Origin of the sequence: Streptomyces yerevanensis (assembly GCF_000716805.1) — a bacterium.
In the GTDB taxonomy this organism is placed as follows: domain Bacteria; phylum Actinomycetota; class Actinomycetes; order Streptomycetales; family Streptomycetaceae; genus Streptomyces; species Streptomyces flaveus.
The window spans coordinates 152,755-171,332 of record NZ_JNWJ01000005.1; the positions used below are offsets into that span (position 1 = coordinate 152,755).

The 18,578-nt window shown below is 69.2% G+C and carries 15 protein-coding genes; 6 read left to right on the plus strand and 9 right to left on the minus strand.

Going from position 1 to position 18,578, the window contains the following annotated elements:
* The first annotated feature begins 28 nt into the window (after nt 1-28).
* Complete coding sequence (locus OP79_RS06775; protein ID WP_033319057.1) at nt 29-337, plus strand: hypothetical protein; 309 nt, start codon at nt 29-31, stop codon at nt 335-337.
* Between the two features lie 149 nt (nt 338-486).
* A complete protein-coding gene (locus OP79_RS06780; protein WP_033319058.1) occupies nt 487-1,296 on the plus strand; it encodes an SAM-dependent methyltransferase in 810 nt (269 codons plus the stop codon).
* Between the two features lie 40 nt (nt 1,297-1,336).
* Here the strand turns inward: OP79_RS06780 and OP79_RS06785 are convergent, their stop codons facing one another.
* Entirely contained in the window at nt 1,337-2,419 is a 1,083-nt protein-coding gene (locus OP79_RS06785; protein WP_033319059.1) for a sugar ABC transporter substrate-binding protein, read from the minus strand.
* The gene (locus OP79_RS06790) at nt 2,416-4,842 is read right to left on the minus strand and encodes a SpoIIE family protein phosphatase (protein ID WP_425428553.1); all 2,427 of its coding nucleotides are present in this window, start codon (nt 4,840-4,842) and stop codon (nt 2,416-2,418) included. The genes OP79_RS06785 and OP79_RS06790 overlap by 4 nt, the downstream gene beginning before the upstream one ends.
* 660 nt (nt 4,843-5,502) lie before the next feature.
* Here OP79_RS06790 and OP79_RS06795 point away from each other — a divergent pair.
* The 3 genes from OP79_RS06795 to OP79_RS06805 are packed head-to-tail and all read left to right on the plus strand — an operon-like array spanning nt 5,503 to nt 8,693.
* Nucleotides 5,503-6,591: a substrate-binding domain-containing protein gene (locus OP79_RS06795; RefSeq protein WP_033319061.1), complete on the plus strand. Its 1,089-nt coding sequence runs from the start codon at nt 5,503-5,505 to the stop codon at nt 6,589-6,591.
* A 39-nt stretch (nt 6,592-6,630) separates the two neighbouring features.
* Nucleotides 6,631-7,413 carry an ATP-binding cassette domain-containing protein gene (locus tag OP79_RS06800; RefSeq protein ID WP_078491646.1) on the plus strand — a complete coding sequence of 261 codons (783 nt, stop codon included), beginning with the start codon at nt 6,631-6,633 and terminating at the stop codon, nt 7,411-7,413.
* Nucleotides 7,414-7,418: 5 nt separating this feature from the next.
* Nucleotides 7,419-8,693 (plus strand): sugar ABC transporter permease, encoded by a 1,275-nt coding sequence (locus OP79_RS06805; protein WP_033319175.1) that lies wholly within the window; start codon nt 7,419-7,421, stop codon nt 8,691-8,693.
* Nucleotides 8,694-8,716: 23 nt separating this feature from the next.
* Here the strand turns inward: OP79_RS06805 and OP79_RS06810 are convergent, their stop codons facing one another.
* On the minus strand, nt 8,717-9,682 hold the full coding sequence (locus OP79_RS06810; RefSeq protein ID WP_033319062.1) for a pirin family protein: 966 nt from the start codon (nt 9,680-9,682) through the stop codon (nt 8,717-8,719).
* A gap of 134 nt (nt 9,683-9,816) precedes the next feature.
* Here OP79_RS06810 and OP79_RS06815 point away from each other — a divergent pair, with 134 nt between their 5' ends.
* On the plus strand, nt 9,817-10,164 hold the full coding sequence (locus tag OP79_RS06815) for a tetratricopeptide repeat protein (RefSeq protein WP_033319063.1): 348 nt from the start codon (nt 9,817-9,819) through the stop codon (nt 10,162-10,164).
* Between the two features lie 6 nt (nt 10,165-10,170).
* Here the strand turns inward: OP79_RS06815 and OP79_RS06820 are convergent, their stop codons facing one another.
* From OP79_RS06820 to OP79_RS06845, 6 genes are all read right to left on the minus strand, one after another.
* Nucleotides 10,171-11,388 (minus strand): MFS transporter, encoded by a 1,218-nt coding sequence (locus tag OP79_RS06820; protein WP_033319064.1) that lies wholly within the window; start codon nt 11,386-11,388, stop codon nt 10,171-10,173.
* Nucleotides 11,385-11,951: an ArsR/SmtB family transcription factor gene (locus OP79_RS06825; RefSeq protein ID WP_033319065.1), complete on the minus strand. Its 567-nt coding sequence runs from the start codon at nt 11,949-11,951 to the stop codon at nt 11,385-11,387. Before OP79_RS06825 ends, OP79_RS06820 begins: the two co-directional genes overlap by 4 nt.
* A gap of 128 nt (nt 11,952-12,079) precedes the next feature.
* Entirely contained in the window at nt 12,080-13,495 is a 1,416-nt protein-coding gene (locus OP79_RS06830) for a PepSY-associated TM helix domain-containing protein (RefSeq protein WP_033319066.1), read from the minus strand.
* A gap of 362 nt (nt 13,496-13,857) precedes the next feature.
* Nucleotides 13,858-14,385 (minus strand): hypothetical protein, encoded by a 528-nt coding sequence (locus OP79_RS06835; RefSeq protein WP_033319067.1) that lies wholly within the window; start codon nt 14,383-14,385, stop codon nt 13,858-13,860.
* A complete protein-coding gene (locus tag OP79_RS06840) occupies nt 14,382-15,596 on the minus strand; it encodes a hypothetical protein (RefSeq protein ID WP_033319068.1) in 1,215 nt (404 codons plus the stop codon). Before OP79_RS06840 ends, OP79_RS06835 begins: the two co-directional genes overlap by 4 nt.
* Nucleotides 15,593-18,574, minus strand: coding sequence for a DEAD/DEAH box helicase (locus OP79_RS06845; protein ID WP_033319069.1), 2,982 nt, complete (start codon nt 18,572-18,574; stop codon nt 15,593-15,595). The genes OP79_RS06840 and OP79_RS06845 overlap by 4 nt, the downstream gene beginning before the upstream one ends.
* Between the last annotated feature and the right edge of the window lie 4 nt (nt 18,575-18,578).

Sequence of the window (18,578 nt, forward strand, 5' to 3'; positions counted from 1 at the left end):
TTTGCCGCGCCAAGGAGGAACCCGTCGGATGACCGCACACCGCCGCATCGCCGCCCTCGTCGGAGTGGCTCCGCTGCTGCTCACGGTGTGGGCCGCCTGCCCCGCCGCAGCGCAGGGAGCCCCGGAGGGCGCCACCCCCGCGAAGTCGTCGACGATCGTCACCACCACGCCCGCCGAGTCCCCTGTCAGCGTCATAAACGGGCGCGGTGAGTCCGTGTCCTCCGAGGACTCCGTCGTCGACGACCGTGCGAGTACGGCCCTGCCCCTCGTGGCGGGCGGCGCGGCGGGCGTGCTCATCACGGGGGGCGCGGCCTACACCTTGCGGCGGCGCCGCTGAGCAGTCACTGAGCTGTTGCTGGGCTGTCCCTGGGACACGGAACTCGTTCGGCCGACCGCACGTTCTCGGAAAGATCACACAACCGACGACGTACGCCGCCCACCGGCTCTATCTTGGGCGGTAACTTCAGGCCAACTCGGAGATGCCCCATGCCTCATGACGTTCCGTTGATCAACAGCAGCGTGCCGCACTCCGCGCGTATCTGGAACTACTGGCTCGGGGGCAAGGACTGCTACGAGATCGACCGCGAGGTCGGTGACCAGATCCGCGGGGTGAACCCGGAGATCGTCCAGATCGCCCGGGCCCAGCGGGCGTTCCTCAAGCGGACTGTCACGTATCTGGCCGGTGAGGTCGGCATCCGCCAGTTCCTCGACGTCGGCACAGGACTGCCCACGTTCGACAACACCCATGAGGTCGCCCAGCGGATCGCCCCCGAGGCGCGGATCGTGTATGTCGACCACGACCCCATCGTGCTGGCCCACGCCACGGCGCTGCTGACCAGCACACCCGAGGGCGCCACCGACTACATCGACGCTGACCTGCGCGACCCCGCGGCCATCCTGGAAGGCGCCGCCAGGACGCTGGACTTCGAGCAGCCGGTCGCCCTGATGCTGCTGGGCATCGCCGCCCACGTACCCGACGACAGTGCCTACGGCATCGTCGAGCGCCTGCTGGACGCGCTGCCGTCCGGCAGTCACCTCGTGTTCTGCGACAGCACCGAGGTGTTTCATCCCGAGGAGATGCGCGCCATGGTCGAGCAGTGGAACCAGGCGAGCGACAACCCGCGCACCAACCGCAGCCCCGACCAGCTCGTCCGCTTCTTCGGCGGCCTCGAACTCCTCGATCCCGGCCTGGTGTCCGTCGCCCAATGGCGCCCCGTGGACGAGCCGGACGAGCCGCAGAAACCGGCGAAGCCTCAGGAGGTCGACAGCTTCGGCGGGGTGGCGCGCAAGCCGTAGCGTCACGCGGGCGCCGGTCAGCCGGCCTGCCGAGTGTGGGTCAGCGGGTAAGTCCGGTCGTGTCGCAGGCGGGCCGGAGCTCCCGGATGCAGATCTGGTCGATGGTGTACACGCCGTCCTTGACGAGTGTCTGCTCGATGTTGCCGACCGTCACCTCACGTGGGGTGAGCAGGACGGACGGGATGTCCTTGGTCGTGGGGCTGTCGGTCGTCGTCGTGGCGACATCGCGGAGCTCCTCGCCTCGCCCCAGGGCGACGGCCATCGCGGCGGCTGCGTCGGCTTCCGCCTTGAAGGGTTTGTACACCGTCATGTACTGCTCGCCCTTGACGATGCGACGCACAGCGTCAAGGTCGGCGTCCTGGCCAGTGACGGGAGGAAGCTCCCTGACATCGGCCTTCTTGAGAGCGGAGATGACGCCTGCGGCTATGGCGTCGTTGGCCGCCAGGACGCCGCCGATCCGGTCCGGGCCCAGAGCCGCGATGGCGGCGGACATGTTGGCGTGGGCGTTCTCCGTGCTCCAGCCCAGGGTGTCGTACGACCTGCCGATCTTCACCTTGCCGGTGAGGACGGACAGCGTGCCCTTCCTGTACCACGCCGCGTTGGGACTGGTCGGATCTCCGTTCATCATGACGACGGTTCCGCCGTTCGCCTTGTCGCCCATGGCCTTCAGGAGCGCCTCGCCCTGGAGCCTGCCGACCTGCCCACCGTCGAAACTGACATAGCCCGAGATCGGGCCTTCGGCGAGCCGGTCATAGGCGACGACCGGTACCCCCGCCGCCTTCGCCTCCTGGATCGAGGAGCGGAGCGCCTTGGTGTCGGCGGCGTCGAGGATCAGGACCCCGACCCCTTTGGTGATCATGGAGATCATCTGTTGCCGCTGCCTCGTCGCGTCGTTCTCGGCGTTGGCGTACTCCATGGTGCAGCCGGAACACAGCTCCTTCAGCCGCTTCTCGATCAGCGGCTTGTCGGAATGCTCCCAGCGGGGGACCGCTTTGCTCGGGAGCAGCAGACCGACGCTGAAGCTGTCCGTGCCCGCCTCGTCGTCTCCTCCGCAGGCGGCCAGGGGCATCGCGATGAGTCCCGCGGCGAGTACCGCGATGACATGCCGCGTACGGGTCCTCATGGCAGGTCCTCTCGTTCCGTTCGGGACCCCGAGTCCGTGGGTGCCGGCGCGGGCGGCGGCACAGCGATCTCGCTCCACACCTGTTTGCCGCCGGCCACGGGCACCGTGCCGAAGGACTCCGACACTGCTTCGACCAGAACCAGGCCTCGGCCGCCGGTGGCCTCCCAGTCCACGATCACCGGCTTGGCAGGCGCGCGCGGCGAGGCGTCGTTCACACTGACTCGCAGCCGGTCCCCGCGGAGCGTCAGGTCGACGCGGACCTCACCCTGGGTGTGCACCAGGGCGTTGGTGACCAGCTCGGAAACGACCAGCAGCACCGCGTCGGCCGCTTCCTGGACCTTCCACCGACGCAGAGTGCGCGTGGTGAAACGGCGGGCGTGCATGACGGCGTCGGGCAGCCGCCACACCGCCCAGCCGGCCCGTATCGGCCGGATCTCCATACCGTCGTAGCGCAGCAGCAACAGCGCCACGTCGTCCTCACGACGGCCGATGTCGCCGAGCAGTTCGTCGGCCATCAGCCCCGGATCCGCCGGATCGGCCGCGGCGAGCGCGGTGCGCGTGCGGAGCATGCCCTCGTCCAGGGGCAGGTCCGAGGCCTCGACCAGGCCGTCGGTGACCAGGGCGAGCACCGCGCCGGGGGCCAGTGCGGCCGCGGTCATGGGGAACTCCGCCTCCGCGAGAATGCCCAGCGGGGGGCCGCCCTCGACCTGTACTTCCTCGGTGCTGCCGTCGGGATGGCGTACCAGCGGTGAGAGGTGCCCGGCCCGGACGAACAGGATGTTGCCCTCCTCCATGTCCAGTTCGGCGTAGCAGCAGGTGGCGAACAGGTCGGTCTCCATACCGACGAGGAGGCGGTTGGCGTGTGAGACGACCACATCGGGCGGGTGGCCCTCCACGGCGTAGGCCCTGACCGCGGTACGCATCTGGCCCATGATCGTCGCGGCTCCGGCACTGTGTCCTTGTACGTCCCCGATGACCAGCGCCACGCGTTCCTCGGAGAGGGCGATGACGTCGTACCAGTCACCGCCCACCTGCAGCCCCCGCCTGGCGGGCAGATAGCGGGCGACGGCCGTCCCGCCGGGCAGTTCGGGCAGGCGCCGGGGCAGCAGACTGCGCTGCAGCATCGTCGCGAGTTCCTGCTCGGCGTCGTACGCGTGCGCACGTCTGAGGGCCTGCCCGACCAGCGCCGCGGTGGCGGTCAGCAGGGACCGTTCCTCGGGGACGAACTCGTGCGGCCGGTCCCAGCCGACCAGGCAGACGCCGGCGACCCGGCCCTTTGCGGGGAGGGGCAGGACGGCCAGGCCTCCGGTGCCGATGCCCGCCAGTCCGGGTTCGAGGGCTGTGCCGGCGGGCCACAGGTCCATACGTCCGTCCCGCAGAGCCGCCTGAAGGGTGGGCAGGGCACTGACCGGCGCGTCGGGCCACTCCGAACGCCACTCGGGTCGCCATATCTCCGGCCAGGCGTCGGGCTGCGGCGGGTCGAGCACACTGACCATCAGCCGGTCGTCCTGCAACTCGGCGAGCACCACCCGGTCGGCGCCCAGCGGACCACGCAGCGCGGTGACCACCACTTGGCTGACGTCACCGACTGTCGCGGCATCGTCGAGTGCGGCGGTCAGCCACTGGATCCTGGAGACGTCGTCGGCGCTCCGGCGCAGGACCGAGGTCGCCATCACCAGGCCCAGCACCTGCTCCGGCCGGTCATCGGTGGCCGCCGCCACCCTGCAACTCAGGCTCAGCCAGCGCATTTCGCCGGTGGGGCGGCGAACGCGGAACTCCAGCTCCCGCCGACCGAACGCCTGGCCGGACGGCTCCAGGACCGACATCAGCGCGTGCATGTCCTCCGGCAGGGCATGCGCGATCAGGGTGTCCACCTTGCCGTCGAAGTCGTCCGGCGCGATCCCCACCAGCTCGAGCAGAGTCTCGTCCGCCTCGATCAGGCCGGTGTCCGGCACCAGGACGAAGGTACCGACGCGCAGACTCCGCAGGGCGGGACTCAGGAGCGACGACGGCGCGGGGCGGCCGCTCCCGGCCTGGAGTATGCCTGCGACCGCGTCGGCGTACCGCTCCAGGAAGCTCCGTTGCTCGGCCTCGAAGCCGTCCGCGGGATGCCCCACGACGACGAGGCAGCCCAGTCGCCTGCCTCCCGCCCGCAGCGGCAGCGCACCCAGCGACGTCTCCGCCTGCGGCGGCGTCGGCCCGCCCTCGGAGTAGGAGGCGAGTGCCGCGGGGTTGAGCCACAGAGGCCGGTCGGTGCGGAAGGCCTGCGCCGCGGGTGAGTCGCCGGACAGGGGCAACCGTTTCGGCAGCCCGTACTGGGAAGTGGCGCATCCGGCCGCTTCCACCAGCCGGAGCTCTTCGGTCCCGACACCGTTCCCCACACCGGGCACATAGACCGCTGCCAGCGCCGCTCCGGCGAACATCAGGGCCCGGTGACTCACGGCGGCCTCCGGCACCGGAGGCGGAGAACCGGTGTCGGCGGCGCCGGCCTCGGATGCCCGCAGCTCCGTGACTCCGGCCCGGGCATGGCCGTCATGAGGCATCTCCGCAGCCCACCTCCCGTCCATGCCGCAGGTACCGACAAGATCGGGGCACCCACTACCAGAATCGCACACAGGAACTAAACGGACATATCCGCTTCATCGGTGCCTGCACCGGACATCGATGGCCGACGCCGCTGCGATCGCGGATCACCACAGCCGGTGTCACACTGACGACGTGGTCGTCTGCCACTTCCACTCGGTACGCTCCAGGCGGACGTTCGGCCTTGGGCCGAGGCCCCACTTGGCCCCCTGCGCCATCGTGCCGCGCCACACGCGGCCCATACGGCCGGGCCGCCCCGCACCACGCGTTCCCGGCAGCGCGGTGCGCTCGCGCCGTTTCCCCACGCGCGCACCGCTCCGGACGAACCCGGCGGGAGAGGTCGGCGTGGCCCCGCCGGTCCTCCATGAGCCGGTCGCCGACCACCTGGTGTACGCCGATGGGGCGCAGGACCCGGACCTCGTACCCGTTGAAGGCCGGTCGCGGGTGATCCGTGAGCGCCCTCTCACCACGCAGGGTGAAGGACAAAGGAGGTCTCGCACATGAAGGCCTGCATACGGGACGCGGCCATTGCCATGGCCGCCGTCTCGACGGCCGTTGCTCTCGCGGCGTGCGGGGCGGGTGCCGGGAATGACTCCGACGAGGGGGGCACTCCGAAGATCGGTCTGCTGCTGCCGGACGCCACCACGGATCGTTGGGAGGCACAGGACAGGCCGGCGCTCGAGAAGAAGGTCAAGGAGTTGTGCGACGACTGCACGGTCGAGCACGGCAATGCCGAGGGCGCCGTGGCCGTCCAGCGGCAACAGATGGACTCGATGATCACCAAGGGGGTCGATGCCATCGTGCTGGTCGCCGTGGACGCCAGATCGCTCGGCGCCGCGGTCAGGCAGGCGGATCAAGCGGATATCCCGGTCATCGCCTACGACCGCCTCGCCGAGGGCCCGGTCTCCGGCTATGTCTCGTTCGACGGCGAGGAGGTCGGCAGGCTCCAGGGCAGGGCTCTGCTGAAGGCCATGGGTGACAGGGCGGACGGCGGCCAGATCGTCATGGTGAACGGCGATCCCAGCGACCCCAACGCGGTGGCGTTCAAGAAGGGCGCACTGTCCGTGCTCGAGGGGAGAGTGAAGATCGGCAAAGCGTACGACACACCACAGTGGAGGACAGAGATCGCGAACATGAACATGTCCCGCGCCATCTCCGCCCTCGGCGCCGCGAACATCGACGGGGTCTACGCAGCCAACGACAGCCTCGCCGCCGGCAGCATCTCCGCCCTCAAGGCGAACAAGGTCAACCCGCTGCCCCCCGTCACCGGGCAGGACGCCGAACTCGGAGCCCTGCGGCGCATAGTCGCCGGCGATCAGTACATGACCGTCTACAAGCCCTTCGGCCCCGAGGCCTCCGCCGGCGCCGCCATGGCCGTGGCCGCGGCCCGCGGTGAAAGCCTCGACCGCGTTGCCACGGGCACGGTGAAAACCAGCGGTGGGGACGCCGTTCCGGCCGTCCTGCTCACCCCCGTGTCCGTGACCGTCGACCACATCAAGGACACCGTGGTGAAGGACGGCGCGTACACGATCCAGCAGATCTGCACCCCCCAGATCGAGGCCGCGTGCAAGAGGGCAGGGCTGATCTGACAGGCCGGTTTCCGACCAGGTCCGGGCCCCGGGAAGGAGATGGTTTCCGTGCCGGCTCCTCCGTTGCTGGCGCTGCACGGCGTGTGCAAGCGCTTCGGCGCCGTCGAGGTCCTCACAGACATCGAACTGGAGATTCACGCCGGCCAGGTCGTCGCTCTGCTGGGCGACAGCGGGGCCGGCAAATCCACCCTGGTCAAAGTGATCTCCGGCGTCGCCCCCGCGGACAAGGGCGTCATCGAGTGGGAGAGCGGAACGGTCCAGATCAGGCGCCCCCACGATGCCCGGGACCTCGGCATCGCCACCGTCTACCAAGACCTCGCGCTGTGCGGGAACCTCGACGTCGTGGGCAATCTGTTCCTCGGACGGGAGATCCGCAGGTTCGGGTTCCTCGACGAGATGGAGATGGAGCGCCGCACCAGACACCTGCTGGAACGCCTGACCAGGGATGTCCCCGATCTGCGCGCCCGCGTCGTCTCACTGTCCGGCGACCAGCGGCAGGCGGTCGCCATCGCTCGCTCGCTCCTCGGCGACCCGCGGGTCCTCCTCCTGGACGAACCGACCGCGGCTCTGGGAATCGACCAGGCCAACGAGGTCCTTGACCTCGTCGACGAGTTGCGTGACCGCGGCAAGGGAGTGCTGCTCATCAGCCACAACCTGGGCGATGTCAAAGCTCTCGCGGACCGGGCCGCCGTGCTGCGGCTCGGTCGCAACAACGGCTTCTTCGACGTGAACACCGCCCCTCAGGAAACGATCCTCTCTTCCATCACCGGCGCCACGGAAAACGTGCCGCGCCGGACGGCCTCCCGGGATGCGGGGTGGTGAAAGCGATGCACGACATGGCGGACAAAGAGACACGGACCGAACCCGCCACACCCACCTCCGAGGCCCGTCGGCCACACCGCGGGCGGGCCGTCGCCCGGGCCGTGGAGAACTGGGTCGCCGCCTTCCGGCGCAGGCTGAGCACCGGCGAAGTGGGCTCGCTCCCCATCGTCCTCGTCCTCGCCGCGGTCTGGATCACCTTCCAGTCCCTCAACGAGAACTTCCTCTCACCCCGGAACCTGTCCAATCTCAGCGTGGACATCGTGGGCACGGGTCTGATCGCGGTCGGCCTCGTCTTCGTGCTGCTGCTCGGCGAGCTCGATCTGTCGGTCGGCTCGATCAGCGCCCTCGCGGCGGCCGTCTTCGCCGTTCTGAACGTGAACAACGGCGTGCCGGAATGGCTGGCCCTCATCGTCGGAGTACTCGCGGGCACCGTGGCGGGAACCGTCCAGGGCTTCTCCTTCGCCAGGACCCGGGTGCCGGCGTTCGTCGTCACACTCGCCGGGCTGCTCACCTGGAACGGCCTCATGCTCTACGTCCTCGGGACCAGCGCCACCGTCAACCTCGACGAGAACGGGCTCGTCGCCAAGCTGACCAGCCATTACTTCACCAACGACGCCGCCGCCTACGGTCTGGCGGCAGTCGGCGTGGGCCTCGTCTTCCTCATGTCCTACCTGGACAGGCGGCGCCGCAAAGCCGCCGACATGCCGCACCGCTCACTCAAGGAAACAGCGGTGCGCACGGGAGGCCTCGCGGTGATCGCGTTCACCTCTGCTTATCTGCTCAACCGGTTCCAGGGGCTGCCGCTCGCCCTCCTGGTCTTCCTCGTGGTAGTGGCCGTCCTCGACGTCATTCTCCGCCGCACGCGCTACGGGCGGCAGGTCTACGCGCTCGGCGGCGGTGTCGAGGCAGCCCGTCGCGCCAGCCTCAGCGTGGCGCGGGTGCAGACCGCGGTGCTCGCGGTCTCGGGCACCATGGCCGCGGTCGGCGGCCTGTTCCTGGCCTCGCGCATCACTTCGGTGAGCCAGGGTTCGGGCTCGAGCATCCTGCTGCTCAATGCCATCGCCGCAGCCGTCATCGGTGGCACCAGCCTGTTCGGAGGACGGGGTACGACCTGGTCAGCGGTGCTCGGCATGCTGGTCATCCAGTCGATCGCCTCGGGCATGGCCATCACGGACACCCCCGCCGCCGTCCAGTTCATGATCACGGGCGGGGTGCTCTTCGCCGCGGTGGTCATCGACTCACTGTCACGACGCTCGCAGGAAGCGCATGGGCGGGCTTGACGCGCCTGCCGGTTCCTCCCGGTTCAGCGCACCCTTCCCCGCGGCTTCAGCGGCACCGGCGGCAGTTCGGGAGCGGCCAGCGGATCGCCGTCGTACCCCTTCACCTCACCGAAGCGCGAGCCCGCCACCCAGTCCGAGCGGGCCTGCTCGATGTCGGCCTGCGTACGCCCGATGAAGTTCCACCACATGATCAGCTCCTCCTCGAAGGGCTCACCGCCGAGGAGCATCAGACCCGCGTCCGACTCGGCGCGCAGGGGCAGTTCGGAGCGGCCGCAGCCGAGGTAGAGCATGGAGCCGGGCAGCAGCGGTACGCCGTCCACGTGGGCCTCGCCGGACATGGACAGGACGGCGTACTCGAAGTCCGGCTCCAGCGGCAGGCGTACGTCACTGCCATGGTCGAGCGCGAGATCGGCGCCGACGATCGGGGTGTACGTCGTGCCGGGTGAGGCGGCGCCGTCGACCGAGCCGAGGATCAGTGTGGCTCTGAGGCCGGGGGCGGTGACGACGGGCAGTTCGGCGTGGTGCTCGAAGAGCGGGTCGGTGTGGCGGTGGGTGTCGGGCAGCGCCACCCACAGCTGCGCACCGTGCAGAAAGCGGGCGTGCGAGCGCGGGCTCTCCTCGGAGTGGCTGATGGCCCGGCCGGACGTCATCAGGCCGAGTTCGCGCGGGCGGATCGCCTGAAGGCTGCCGGTGGAGTCGCGGTGCAGCACCTCGCCCTCGTGCAGCCAGCTGACGGTCTGCAGTCCCATGTGCGGATGCGGCGGCACCTGCATACCGGGCTCGTCGGCGATGTCGTCGGGCCCGTAGTGATCGACGAAGCACCAGGCGCCGACCATACGTCGACCCAGGTTGGGCAGCAGCCGCCGAACTTCACTGGACTCGCCGAGCTTGACCTTGCGCGGACTGAGGAGTTCCCGCACCGGCTCGGCCACCACGAAACCCCGGCCACCACAGAGAGCGGGAACTGCCTCGCGATCAAGATTGCTCATGGCGCACAACCTAGACCCGCGGGGGCCTCTCCGTCAGGTCGCGTGTGCCGTACAGCAGCTCACGTGTGGACACTGAGCAGGGTCGTGGAATATTCAATAAAACTGGGCCGTTGTGGTCGTCGAAGGAGGCCGAAGTGAACACGACGTACTACGACCACGGGACGGCCGCGGAGCGCTGGGAGCGCGCCCGGATGTTCTTCGACGCCAAGGAGTACACCGCGGCAGCGCGGATCCTGGACGGACTGGTCGAGGAGGTGCCGGAGCAGGTCGGACCGCGTCTCCTGCTGGCCCGCGCGTACTACCACTCGGCCCAACTCCACCGCGCCGAGGCCCAGTTGCGGGTACTCGTCGAGCGTGACCCGGTGGAGCACTATGCCCGGCTGATGCTCGGCCGCACGCTCGAGCGGCAGGGGCGGCACGAGGAGGCGGAACCTCACATGCGGCTCGCGTCGGCTCTCGCTGGGGATTTCGAGTCGCTGTGAGCGTCCTCAAAGGCGCGCGCCGCGCAGGGGCGGCGTGAGCGCGGTCGCAGCCGCCAGTACGCAGATCACGCCACACCCCGCGAAGAAGGTCGCCGTGCCCCAGGCCGCGGCGACGAGGCCGGTGAGCGGGTAGAGAAGAGGGCTGAGCCCCAAGGTGCAGAGGGTCGTCACCGAGGTGACGCGCCCCAGGTACCGGGGCTCGGCCTCTTTTTGCAGTAGGGCATTGCCGAGCACCATCGCGACACCGCTGACGACGCCGAGCAGCCCGCCCAGCGCGATGGCGCTTCCGGGTGTGCCGGTCCGGCCCAGCGCCGCGACCACTGCGGCGGTTATGAGCAACGATCCCGCCAGTACGGCCCCGGCGCCGGGCACGTGGCGCGCGACCGCCATCGTCAGCGCACTCACAGCTCCGCCGACACTGAACGCGGTCAGAATCCAGCCGAGCGCGGCAGTGCCCCAGCCCTGCTCGTCGGCAAGCAGCACGAGCCCGGTCATCAGCGGGCCGCTGAAACACATCTCGCCGAGTGCGATCACCCAGACCAGACGGCGCAGCCGCTGATGGCCGCGCAGGTGACGGAGGCCATCCCGCAAGTCGTCCAACAAGGGCCGTCCGGCATCCGCATCCCGCCCGGCCCTCACCCCGGCCACCGGACCCACCCGCACCGCCCACAGCAACACCACCGACACCCCGAACAGCACCCCCACCACGGCGAACGCCCCCGCAACACCCTGAACCGCCAGCACGAAGGACGCGATCAGCGGCCCGACCGCGTTGCTGAAGCGCACCGCCAGCACCCGCATCCCCTGTACCCGGGCCAGCTGACCTTGGTCCGTGAGCCTTGGCGGGAGGGCGCCCACCGCCGGCATGAAGACTGAGTCGACGACGCCGAAGAGCAGGGCCAGGACGTACAGCGGCCACAGTAGAGGGCCGTCGGTCCAGGTCAGGGCGGCGGCGCCGAGTACCACCACGCACCGTACGACGTCGCTGGCAAGGAGAACGCGGCGTGGGCCGAAGCGGTCGGCGAGCACGCCGCCGCCGAGCATGAGGACGGCGCGGGGTATGGCCCCGACGGCGAGAACGGCGCCGACCTGGGCGGGACCGGCGGCCCGGGCGGTGGCCCAGGTCAGGGCCAGGTAGTAGGCGACGTCGCCGGTGACCGACGTGGTGTAGGCGCCGAGCCAGCGCAGGACGTTCGGGTCGCGGAAGGCGGGTCGGGCGGTCATGCCTCGTCGTCGAGCAACGGGAACAACTGAAGGTTTACGGCGACCCGTTCGGAACCTATCGTGGCCTGCTGATCGCGGTACCGCTCGACCACGCCCGCCAACTCACCCTTCATGGCGTCGAGTTCACCGGGTGTCAGATGCAGCATGTAACTCATGAACCCGCTGACGGCGAACCACTCGTCGGGCATGACCGGCACCACCTCGGCGGCCGCCCTGCGCAACATCTCCCCGTCGGCCAGGGCCACGGCCTGCGCGTACGCCCGACTGGCGGCGGCGTCCGGTGACGTGGCCGGATCGTGCAGCGAGATCCGGTGCAGCGCACGCCACCAGCGGTCCCGCTTCGTCCCCCGCTCCGTGTCCTCCTCGATGAGCCCGCCCGCCGCGAGCCGCCGCAGATGGTAGCTGGCCGCACCGGAATCCAGCTCGAAGCGCGCGGCCAACTGCCGCACGGTGGCCGGTCCTTGCTGTCGCAGCCGGTTCAGCAACGCGAGCCGCGTGGGGTGCGCCAGTACGCGCAGCGCGGCCGTGTCGAGGGTGATGTTGGTCGTGCCGTCATCCGCCATGGCGCGCAGCGTAGAACGCGAAGAACTCTTCCGGAAGACTTGTTCGCGAACATCCCTTCGCGAACAAGTCTTCCTCAACAACCGACTCGCGGTCCGTTCTTCGGCGACGGCCGAACCCTTGGCCACAACTACCGCGCGTACGTCCGCTTTCCGCGTCGGTAAGCGATCTCCCCCAGCACCACGTCCACGGCGATGAAGGCCGCCAGCGGGATGCCGAGGAGCGGTACGAAGTAGCCGACCACGGCGACGGTCGCCATCAGGGGGACGAGGACGTACGGCGGGACCTGTTGCCAGGCGCCGCGTGGGATGGGGCGGCCGAAGGCGGAGGCGCGGCCGCGTTGCCACCACATGCGGTAGCCCCACAGGATGAGCAGGATCAGGCAAAGCGCTAGGCCCATCAACGCGATCTGGTTGACGATGCCGAACAGGACGCCGGTGTGCGCGTCGATGCCCCAGCGGCTCAGCTTCGCGAGGACCGGGTAGTCGGCGAACCGCACCACGTCCGTGACCTGGCCGTTCGTCGGGTTCACGGCGACCGCGTCCTGCTTGGTGGGCCAGCTGCGCTGGACCTGCTGCACGACGTACGCGGACGAGGCGTCGGCCGGCGGCACGATCTCCACCGGGTCGCCCAGCCCTTCGGCGCGTCCGGCCGCGAGAACCTTGTCGAGGCCGACGCCGTGGTCGGCATCTCCCCCGGCGGAGGAGGACTCGTGCTCGGCGTGCTCACCGCCCGCCGACGCCGACACGGAGGGCGTGGCCTGGTTGAGGGAGGTGCGCAAGGCGTCGATGTGGGATCCGGCGTACGCGGACCAGGTCAGGCCCGTGGCCGACAGGAAGAAGAACCCGGCCGCCGCCCAGACGCCGACCGTGCCGTGCAGGCCCAGTGTGCGGCGGCGACCGCTGGTGCCGCGCACCTTCCGCTGCTTACGACGGCGGCTGAACCACAGCACCAGACCGCCGCCCGCGATCACCCACAGCCAGCTGGCCGCCAGTTCGCTGTAGAGCCGGCCGGTCTCGCCGAGGTGCAGATTGCGGTGGAACTCGCTGATCCAGGTGCGCAGCGGCAGCGCGCCGGTGGATCCGTACTGCTCGAGTGCGCCGCGCACCTCCGCGGTGTACGGGTCGACGAACACGGCGAGCTTGTGCTCCGGGTCGACGCCCGGGACCCCGGACAGCAGCACCCTGGTGCTCGCGTCCGCCTCCGGTGAGGGCCATATGGCGGCGACGGTGCCCTGCGGGTGCTCTTCGCGCGCGGCGGCCACCTGCTCGGAGATCGGCAGCTTGCTCTCGCCCACGGGGACGGTCATCTCATGCGCGTACAGGATCTTCTCGGCCTGGAACGAGGCCGCGTACAGCAGCCCGGTCGTGGCGGCGACGAGCAGGAACGGGGCGACGAGCACTCCGGCGTAGAAGTGCAGCCGCAGCACCAAGGGGCGCAGCGGCGCCCAGACACTGCGCCGCGGCGCGGGGGTGCCGGATTCCGGGGAATCCGGGGATTCCGGGTCCGGGGAGTCATCCGTCTCGGTCGAGGGAGCGGTGGTCATCGGCGGGCTTCTCCGGTGGTGCGGGGACGGGCCGTGCGGCCGTGTTCGGTCGCGGCGGTCCAGTAGTCGGCCGGAGGGAGCGGGGAGTTCCCGGGCGCGCGTGTGGCATGGGTCACACCGGTGAGGTCGCTGGTCACCGGACCTGCAGGTACCCATAGGGAGGAACCCGGCTCGCGTAGTGCGGTCCAGCTTGGCATGCTGACGCGATGGCTTCTTCCGTCGCCGGAAGAGGCGCAAGCCGAACGGTGGCCCCAGTCGAAGCGGAGGAGACCGCCCGCACAACTCAGCTTCGATGGGCGGGAGATGGGACGAGGGCATCAGGCCGATGTGCCCTATTTCGCATTGCTCTTCCTCAAGGGCTGTCAGTGGCCCAGGTCGGCATAGCGAACGATCTGGTGAGCGAGTGCGATGACTGCGGCCAGCTCTGCCGCCGAAACCACGAGCAGCGGCCAGTGCAGCGAGCCGAGCGCCCAGTACACGACGAGGGCGGCGAGGGGAGCCACGCAGAACGCCAGCAGATCCACGGCGAGCTGGATCTGCTTTCGTGAGTGGCGGCGGTGGTCGCTGCGGTGCGCCGATTCCCAGCCGAAAACCTCGGGATTGCCCGGCGCGAGTTCCTTGAGCCGCGGGGCCAGTTCGTCCCGCACGTAGCGACCGATCGCCGAGATCTTTTCGTCGTTGACCAGATAGGTCCAGCCGAGGAGCACCGAGAGCGGGGGCAGCAGTAGGAGCATTTCGACATGACCGGCGCGGGCCAGTGCGGAGCCGATGACAGCTGCCATGACGCCAAGCGTGGCATACAAGAGGTTGTCGCGAAAGCCGATGCGGGCCCGCTGTTCCTGCTTGACCTGTTCGTATTCGGCGAGCAGGAGCTGACCAGTGTCGATCAATGCTGTTCTTTCTCGAGTCGGGCGAGTTGAGCCGCCAGGCCCCGCAGGCCAATCTTCTCGGCTCCACGACGCAGCTGGGAAAGGCTGGGAGCTTCGAGCCGCAGCTGGCGCGCCAGACGGGCGACGAGTTCGCTCGCTTCCTCGTGGGTGACGTGCCGCCGGGCTCCGAGGCGCTGGTCCAATCGAGCCAGCAGAGCACGCTTGCGCAGGTTGGCGTCCGGGCACCACAAGCGGAAGAAGCGGGTGCCTGCCATGCGGTATGAGCCGACGCGGGACACCGGTAGGCCGTTCTCACCGAAGGCAGTGGAGGGCAGGAGGACGAACCAGGTCCCGTCGTCGTCCCGTTCCGGGCTGATCGCGTCCAGACCTTGCTGTCGAAGCCAGTTCTCGGCCGATCTCACGGTGCGTTCATCCGCCGAGTCCGGTTGTTCTTCGTTGTCCAGGGCACTGGTCAACTGCGGGATCTGGGCGCAGAGTTCACTGAGCTCCGGGTCGGGTGTGGATCCAGCGCCTGCCTGGCCGTACACCAGCAGTTCGCCATGGCCGCGTACGAGGTAGACGGGAAGGTAGACGATTTCCTCGCCCAGACTTCGTATCCCCTCCAGGGCGACCGGCAGATTGAAACGGGCCTTGTCCTGCCGGTGGTTGAGGCGGTCGAGTGCCGTGCGGTCGAAGCCGGACGTCACGCTGATGGGCGTGAAGCGGGGATACCGCTCGCTGCTCAGCACCCCGTCCAGGTCCTCGCCGGACAGCAGTGTCACGGTCTCCGCGTCATAGTGGGCTCGGGTCAGCGGGGTGCAGCTCAGCGCTTCGAAGTAGAGCTTGCGGCGGTCCTCGCGGGTGAGCACATAGCGGATGTCGTCGTCCACGGAGCGCGTCCCGAGCGGCGTCAGGGAGAGGCGACCCTCGTGCTCCTCAATGTGGCCGATCGCCATCAGGAAACGTACGGCCTGCGCCACCAGGGCGTTGTCCAGGACGAAGAACGCGGCCAGTTCGTCGATCGTGTGCAGGGCGCCGTGGCGCAGGCCGCGCTCCAGGAAGCGGTCGATGAGGGCGAAGTCCTCCCCTTCGGTGATGTCGGCACGGACTTCCGCCTCCCAGACGGGCAGCAGCAGGGCATGCAGACGTGTGGGGACGATGCCGTGGCCGAAGGCGGCATCCTCCAGAACCCGTTCCTCGGGAAACGGCATCAGGCGCGGGGCGGTGGTCACGTCCCGTCTCCTTCCGGATCCGGGGCCGCCGCACGCAGTCGGTCCATCACATCCTGGTAAGTGCGCAGGTCGCCACGGCTGTTGAGGTGCCGGTGCAGATCGTCGGCCATCCTGCGGAAGTCCGGGTCGTCCGCGCGGAGCAGCGTACTCAGATCGCCGGTCATCACCAGCTGGCGCTGCGCGCGGCTGAAGGCGACATTGGCACGGCGCAGTTCCTTGAGGAAGCCGATCTGGCCGCGTGGGTTACTGCGGGTGAAGCCGTACAGAACGACCTCGCACTCCCCACCCTGGTAGGAGTCGACGCTGCCGACTGAGGCGTTTGCCAGCTGAGAGTCGCCGATCAGCGGGATGAGTTCCCGGATGACCGCCGCGCGCTGCGCGAGGTAAGGGACGATCACCACCCACTCGGACCCGCGCCGGTGATAGAAGGCGGCAAGGCGGGCCAGTAGGCGGGCTTCGCAGGCGTTGAAGAAGCCTTTGCGGCCGTACCGATTCTCGGCGAGTCGGCCGCCCGATTCGTACCGCACACGGTCGGGCTGTGCAGAGGTGTCGACGAAGGCCATCGGACTCGCGAACAACGGATCGGTGTGCCGGTGTTCCTTCTCGGTGAGCAGCCGGCCCTGGTAGAAGGCGTACGAGATGAAGTCGGCGATCTCAGCCGGCATGCGGCGCTGCCGGGTCAGCTGGACGACGTGGGAGGCGGGCAGCCCGGACCTCAGCCGTTCCAGGGCGCTCTGGGACATCAGGCGCAGCAGTGCGGGGTCGCCGATGCCCTCGCCCCAGTCCTCCACCTCCGAGTCGAGAAACGGAGGCAGTTGGCGGTCGTCGCCGACCAGGACCCCACGGCGGACCCGGCTCAGCGGCACCAGCGCGTCCGCCACCCCGATCTGCCCGGCTTCGTCAATGATCCCCAAGTCGAAGTCGACACCGGACAGTTCGGCACGGGACGCGGCTCCGATGCAAGTGGCGCCGACCACTTGGGCATAGCGGACGAGTTCGGGGACCAGCTGCCCCGGATCCTGTACGACGGCGGCGTGCCACTGCTCGGCCAGCTTCCGGCGCTCGGCAATCAAGGGCAGCCACTGCTCGAGCCGGCCATGCAGGTCGTGCAGCACGGCGGCGGCCTCGGCCGGATCCCGCCGGCGGGCGGGCTGGGGCTGCCCGGGTATCACGGCGGACAGGGCCGCAAGCGCCATGTCGGCCGCTATGTATGCCTCTTGGATGCCGGCTTGCAGGGTCTGGGCCACCTTCTCCCGGGTGTCCCGGGCGGTGCGGACGGCGGGGTCTTCGCGCACGGCCCGGTCCAGATCGGTACGCGCCGCTTCGACCCCTTCCTGAAGGCCCGTCAGCCGCACCCCGACCTGTAGCACCCCGTCCCGCACTTCGCCGAGCTGTCGTTCCCGGCGACGCGCCATGGACCGGTGGAACCAGCCGGTCGGCCAAGCGTCAGATCGCTCCCGCGCGGAACGCAGCTTTGCCTGGACCTCCGCGGAGCGCTGGTCAAGCCGGTCTCTCACTGCCTCCTGGTCGGCCTGTTGCCGTTGCAGCTCTGTCAGGCGCTCCTGGTGAGGCGCCGCGACTGCCTGAATCGATGCATCGAGCCGCAGAGCCGCCGTCTTCTCGTCCTGGACAAGAGCGTCGACGTGGTCGAGGCGAACGGCGAGTTCGGTGGTCCACGGCTGAGCGGCCTCCGCGTCCCGGTAGGCCTGTTCGCGCGCGGTCGTGGTGTGGTGGATCTCCTGGGAGAGACTCTCCGTCTGCCACTCCAGGAGCAACGGCTTTACGTCCTCGTGGACCTTGTCCTCGACTCCGACCCGGATCACCACCAGATCGTCCGGCAGCCGGGCCAGCACATTGTCCACGGCACGGTTGGTGTGGGACGTGACAAGGGTCCGGCCGCCGCCCAGGGCACCGGCGGTCGCGCAGGTGTGCGCGATCTCGGTGATGGTCCGGGTCTTGCCTGTGCCGGGCGGCCCGAGCACCACGAGCAGGTCCTCGGTGGTCAGTGCCCTGCGGAAGGCTGCCAATTGCTCGGGATCGAGTTCCTGTCGCGGCAGCATCGCAGTGGCGGGGATGTCGCGCACCTGGTGTTCTACCAGGGCAGGAAGTAGCCCGGAGTTCTTGGTGTCCCGGGAGCGGAATCCCGCCACGGCCTGCCGCTGTTTCTGGAAGACGACGGTGCTCGGCGTGATTTCCAGGGCTCCTTGCTGTGGCAGCTTGTCCCATGAGACGGGCTGGTCGAAGCGGACGGTGACGGACCGTCCCTCGGCCCGGTTCACCTGTCCGCGGGCCTCCTCCTCACCCTGGATCCGGACGAATGATCCCGGTGGCGGGAGGTCTCGTCCGACGAGTTGGAACTCGTACATCGCGCGTGGGGTGTTCCGCTTACCGCCGGTGGCCGAGATCGCGCGGTAGGGAAAAGGTGCCGCATTGCGCTGCTCCCGAGTGGTGATCTCCTCGGTGGCATCGATCAGGCGGTCCACGGTGCCGAGGAACTCCGCCTGGACTTCGCTGATCGCTGGGACCTCGTGCTTCTCGGCTTGGGCCGTGCCGAGGCGTTCCCAGGCCGTCGCGATGTCCTGCCACTGGGCACCCGAGCCGTCCGGCACAGCTCTCAGTTCGAGGACCATCTGCCAATGGGGCGGGCGCACCAGAAGGCAGGACCTGGAGAGTCTTGCATGGTCGGACAGCCGCAGGGGATCTATGGACTTGACGAGGTAGCCGGTGCCCCGCTTCGTCGGTTCGAGCCGCAGCCGATAGGTGCGGGTATGGACCAGGAGGCTCGGCGAGTAGTTGGCGCGTCCTGGATCAAGCAGCACAGCCGCGCCGCTGTGGAGCTGGTTCAGATCGTGTGCGACCATGCCGACCGAAGATGGCAGCCCCGCACAGGTCTCCCCTTTCTTGCGCAGCTGGTCGTCGAGCGAGAACCCCGGTATGAGCACCAGCGGGGCACGCAGGGCGACGGTGGCGAGGGACATTCGG

Coding starts and splice junctions, on each gene's coding strand:
- OP79_RS06775 (WP_033319057.1), top strand. CDS start 29: ATGACCGCACACCGCCGCATCGCCGCCCTCGTCGGAGTGGCTCCGCTG.
- OP79_RS06780 (WP_033319058.1), top strand. CDS start 487: ATGCCTCATGACGTTCCGTTGATCAACAGCAGCGTGCCGCACTCCGCG.
- OP79_RS06785 (WP_033319059.1), bottom strand. CDS start 2,419: ATGAGGACCCGTACGCGGCATGTCATCGCGGTACTCGCCGCGGGACTC.
- OP79_RS06790 (WP_425428553.1), bottom strand. CDS start 4,842: ATGTTCGCCGGAGCGGCGCTGGCAGCGGTCTATGTGCCCGGTGTGGGG.
- OP79_RS06795 (WP_033319061.1), top strand. CDS start 5,503: ATGAAGGCCTGCATACGGGACGCGGCCATTGCCATGGCCGCCGTCTCG.
- OP79_RS06800 (WP_078491646.1), top strand. CDS start 6,631: ATGGTTTCCGTGCCGGCTCCTCCGTTGCTGGCGCTGCACGGCGTGTGC.
- OP79_RS06805 (WP_033319175.1), top strand. CDS start 7,419: ATGCACGACATGGCGGACAAAGAGACACGGACCGAACCCGCCACACCC.
- OP79_RS06810 (WP_033319062.1), bottom strand. CDS start 9,682: ATGAGCAATCTTGATCGCGAGGCAGTTCCCGCTCTCTGTGGTGGCCGG.
- OP79_RS06820 (WP_033319064.1), bottom strand. CDS start 11,388: ATGACCGCCCGACCCGCCTTCCGCGACCCGAACGTCCTGCGCTGGCTC.
- OP79_RS06825 (WP_033319065.1), bottom strand. CDS start 11,951: ATGGCGGATGACGGCACGACCAACATCACCCTCGACACGGCCGCGCTG.
- OP79_RS06830 (WP_033319066.1), bottom strand. CDS start 13,495: ATGACCACCGCTCCCTCGACCGAGACGGATGACTCCCCGGACCCGGAA.
- OP79_RS06845 (WP_033319069.1), bottom strand. CDS start 18,574: ATGTCCCTCGCCACCGTCGCCCTGCGTGCCCCGCTGGTGCTCATACCG.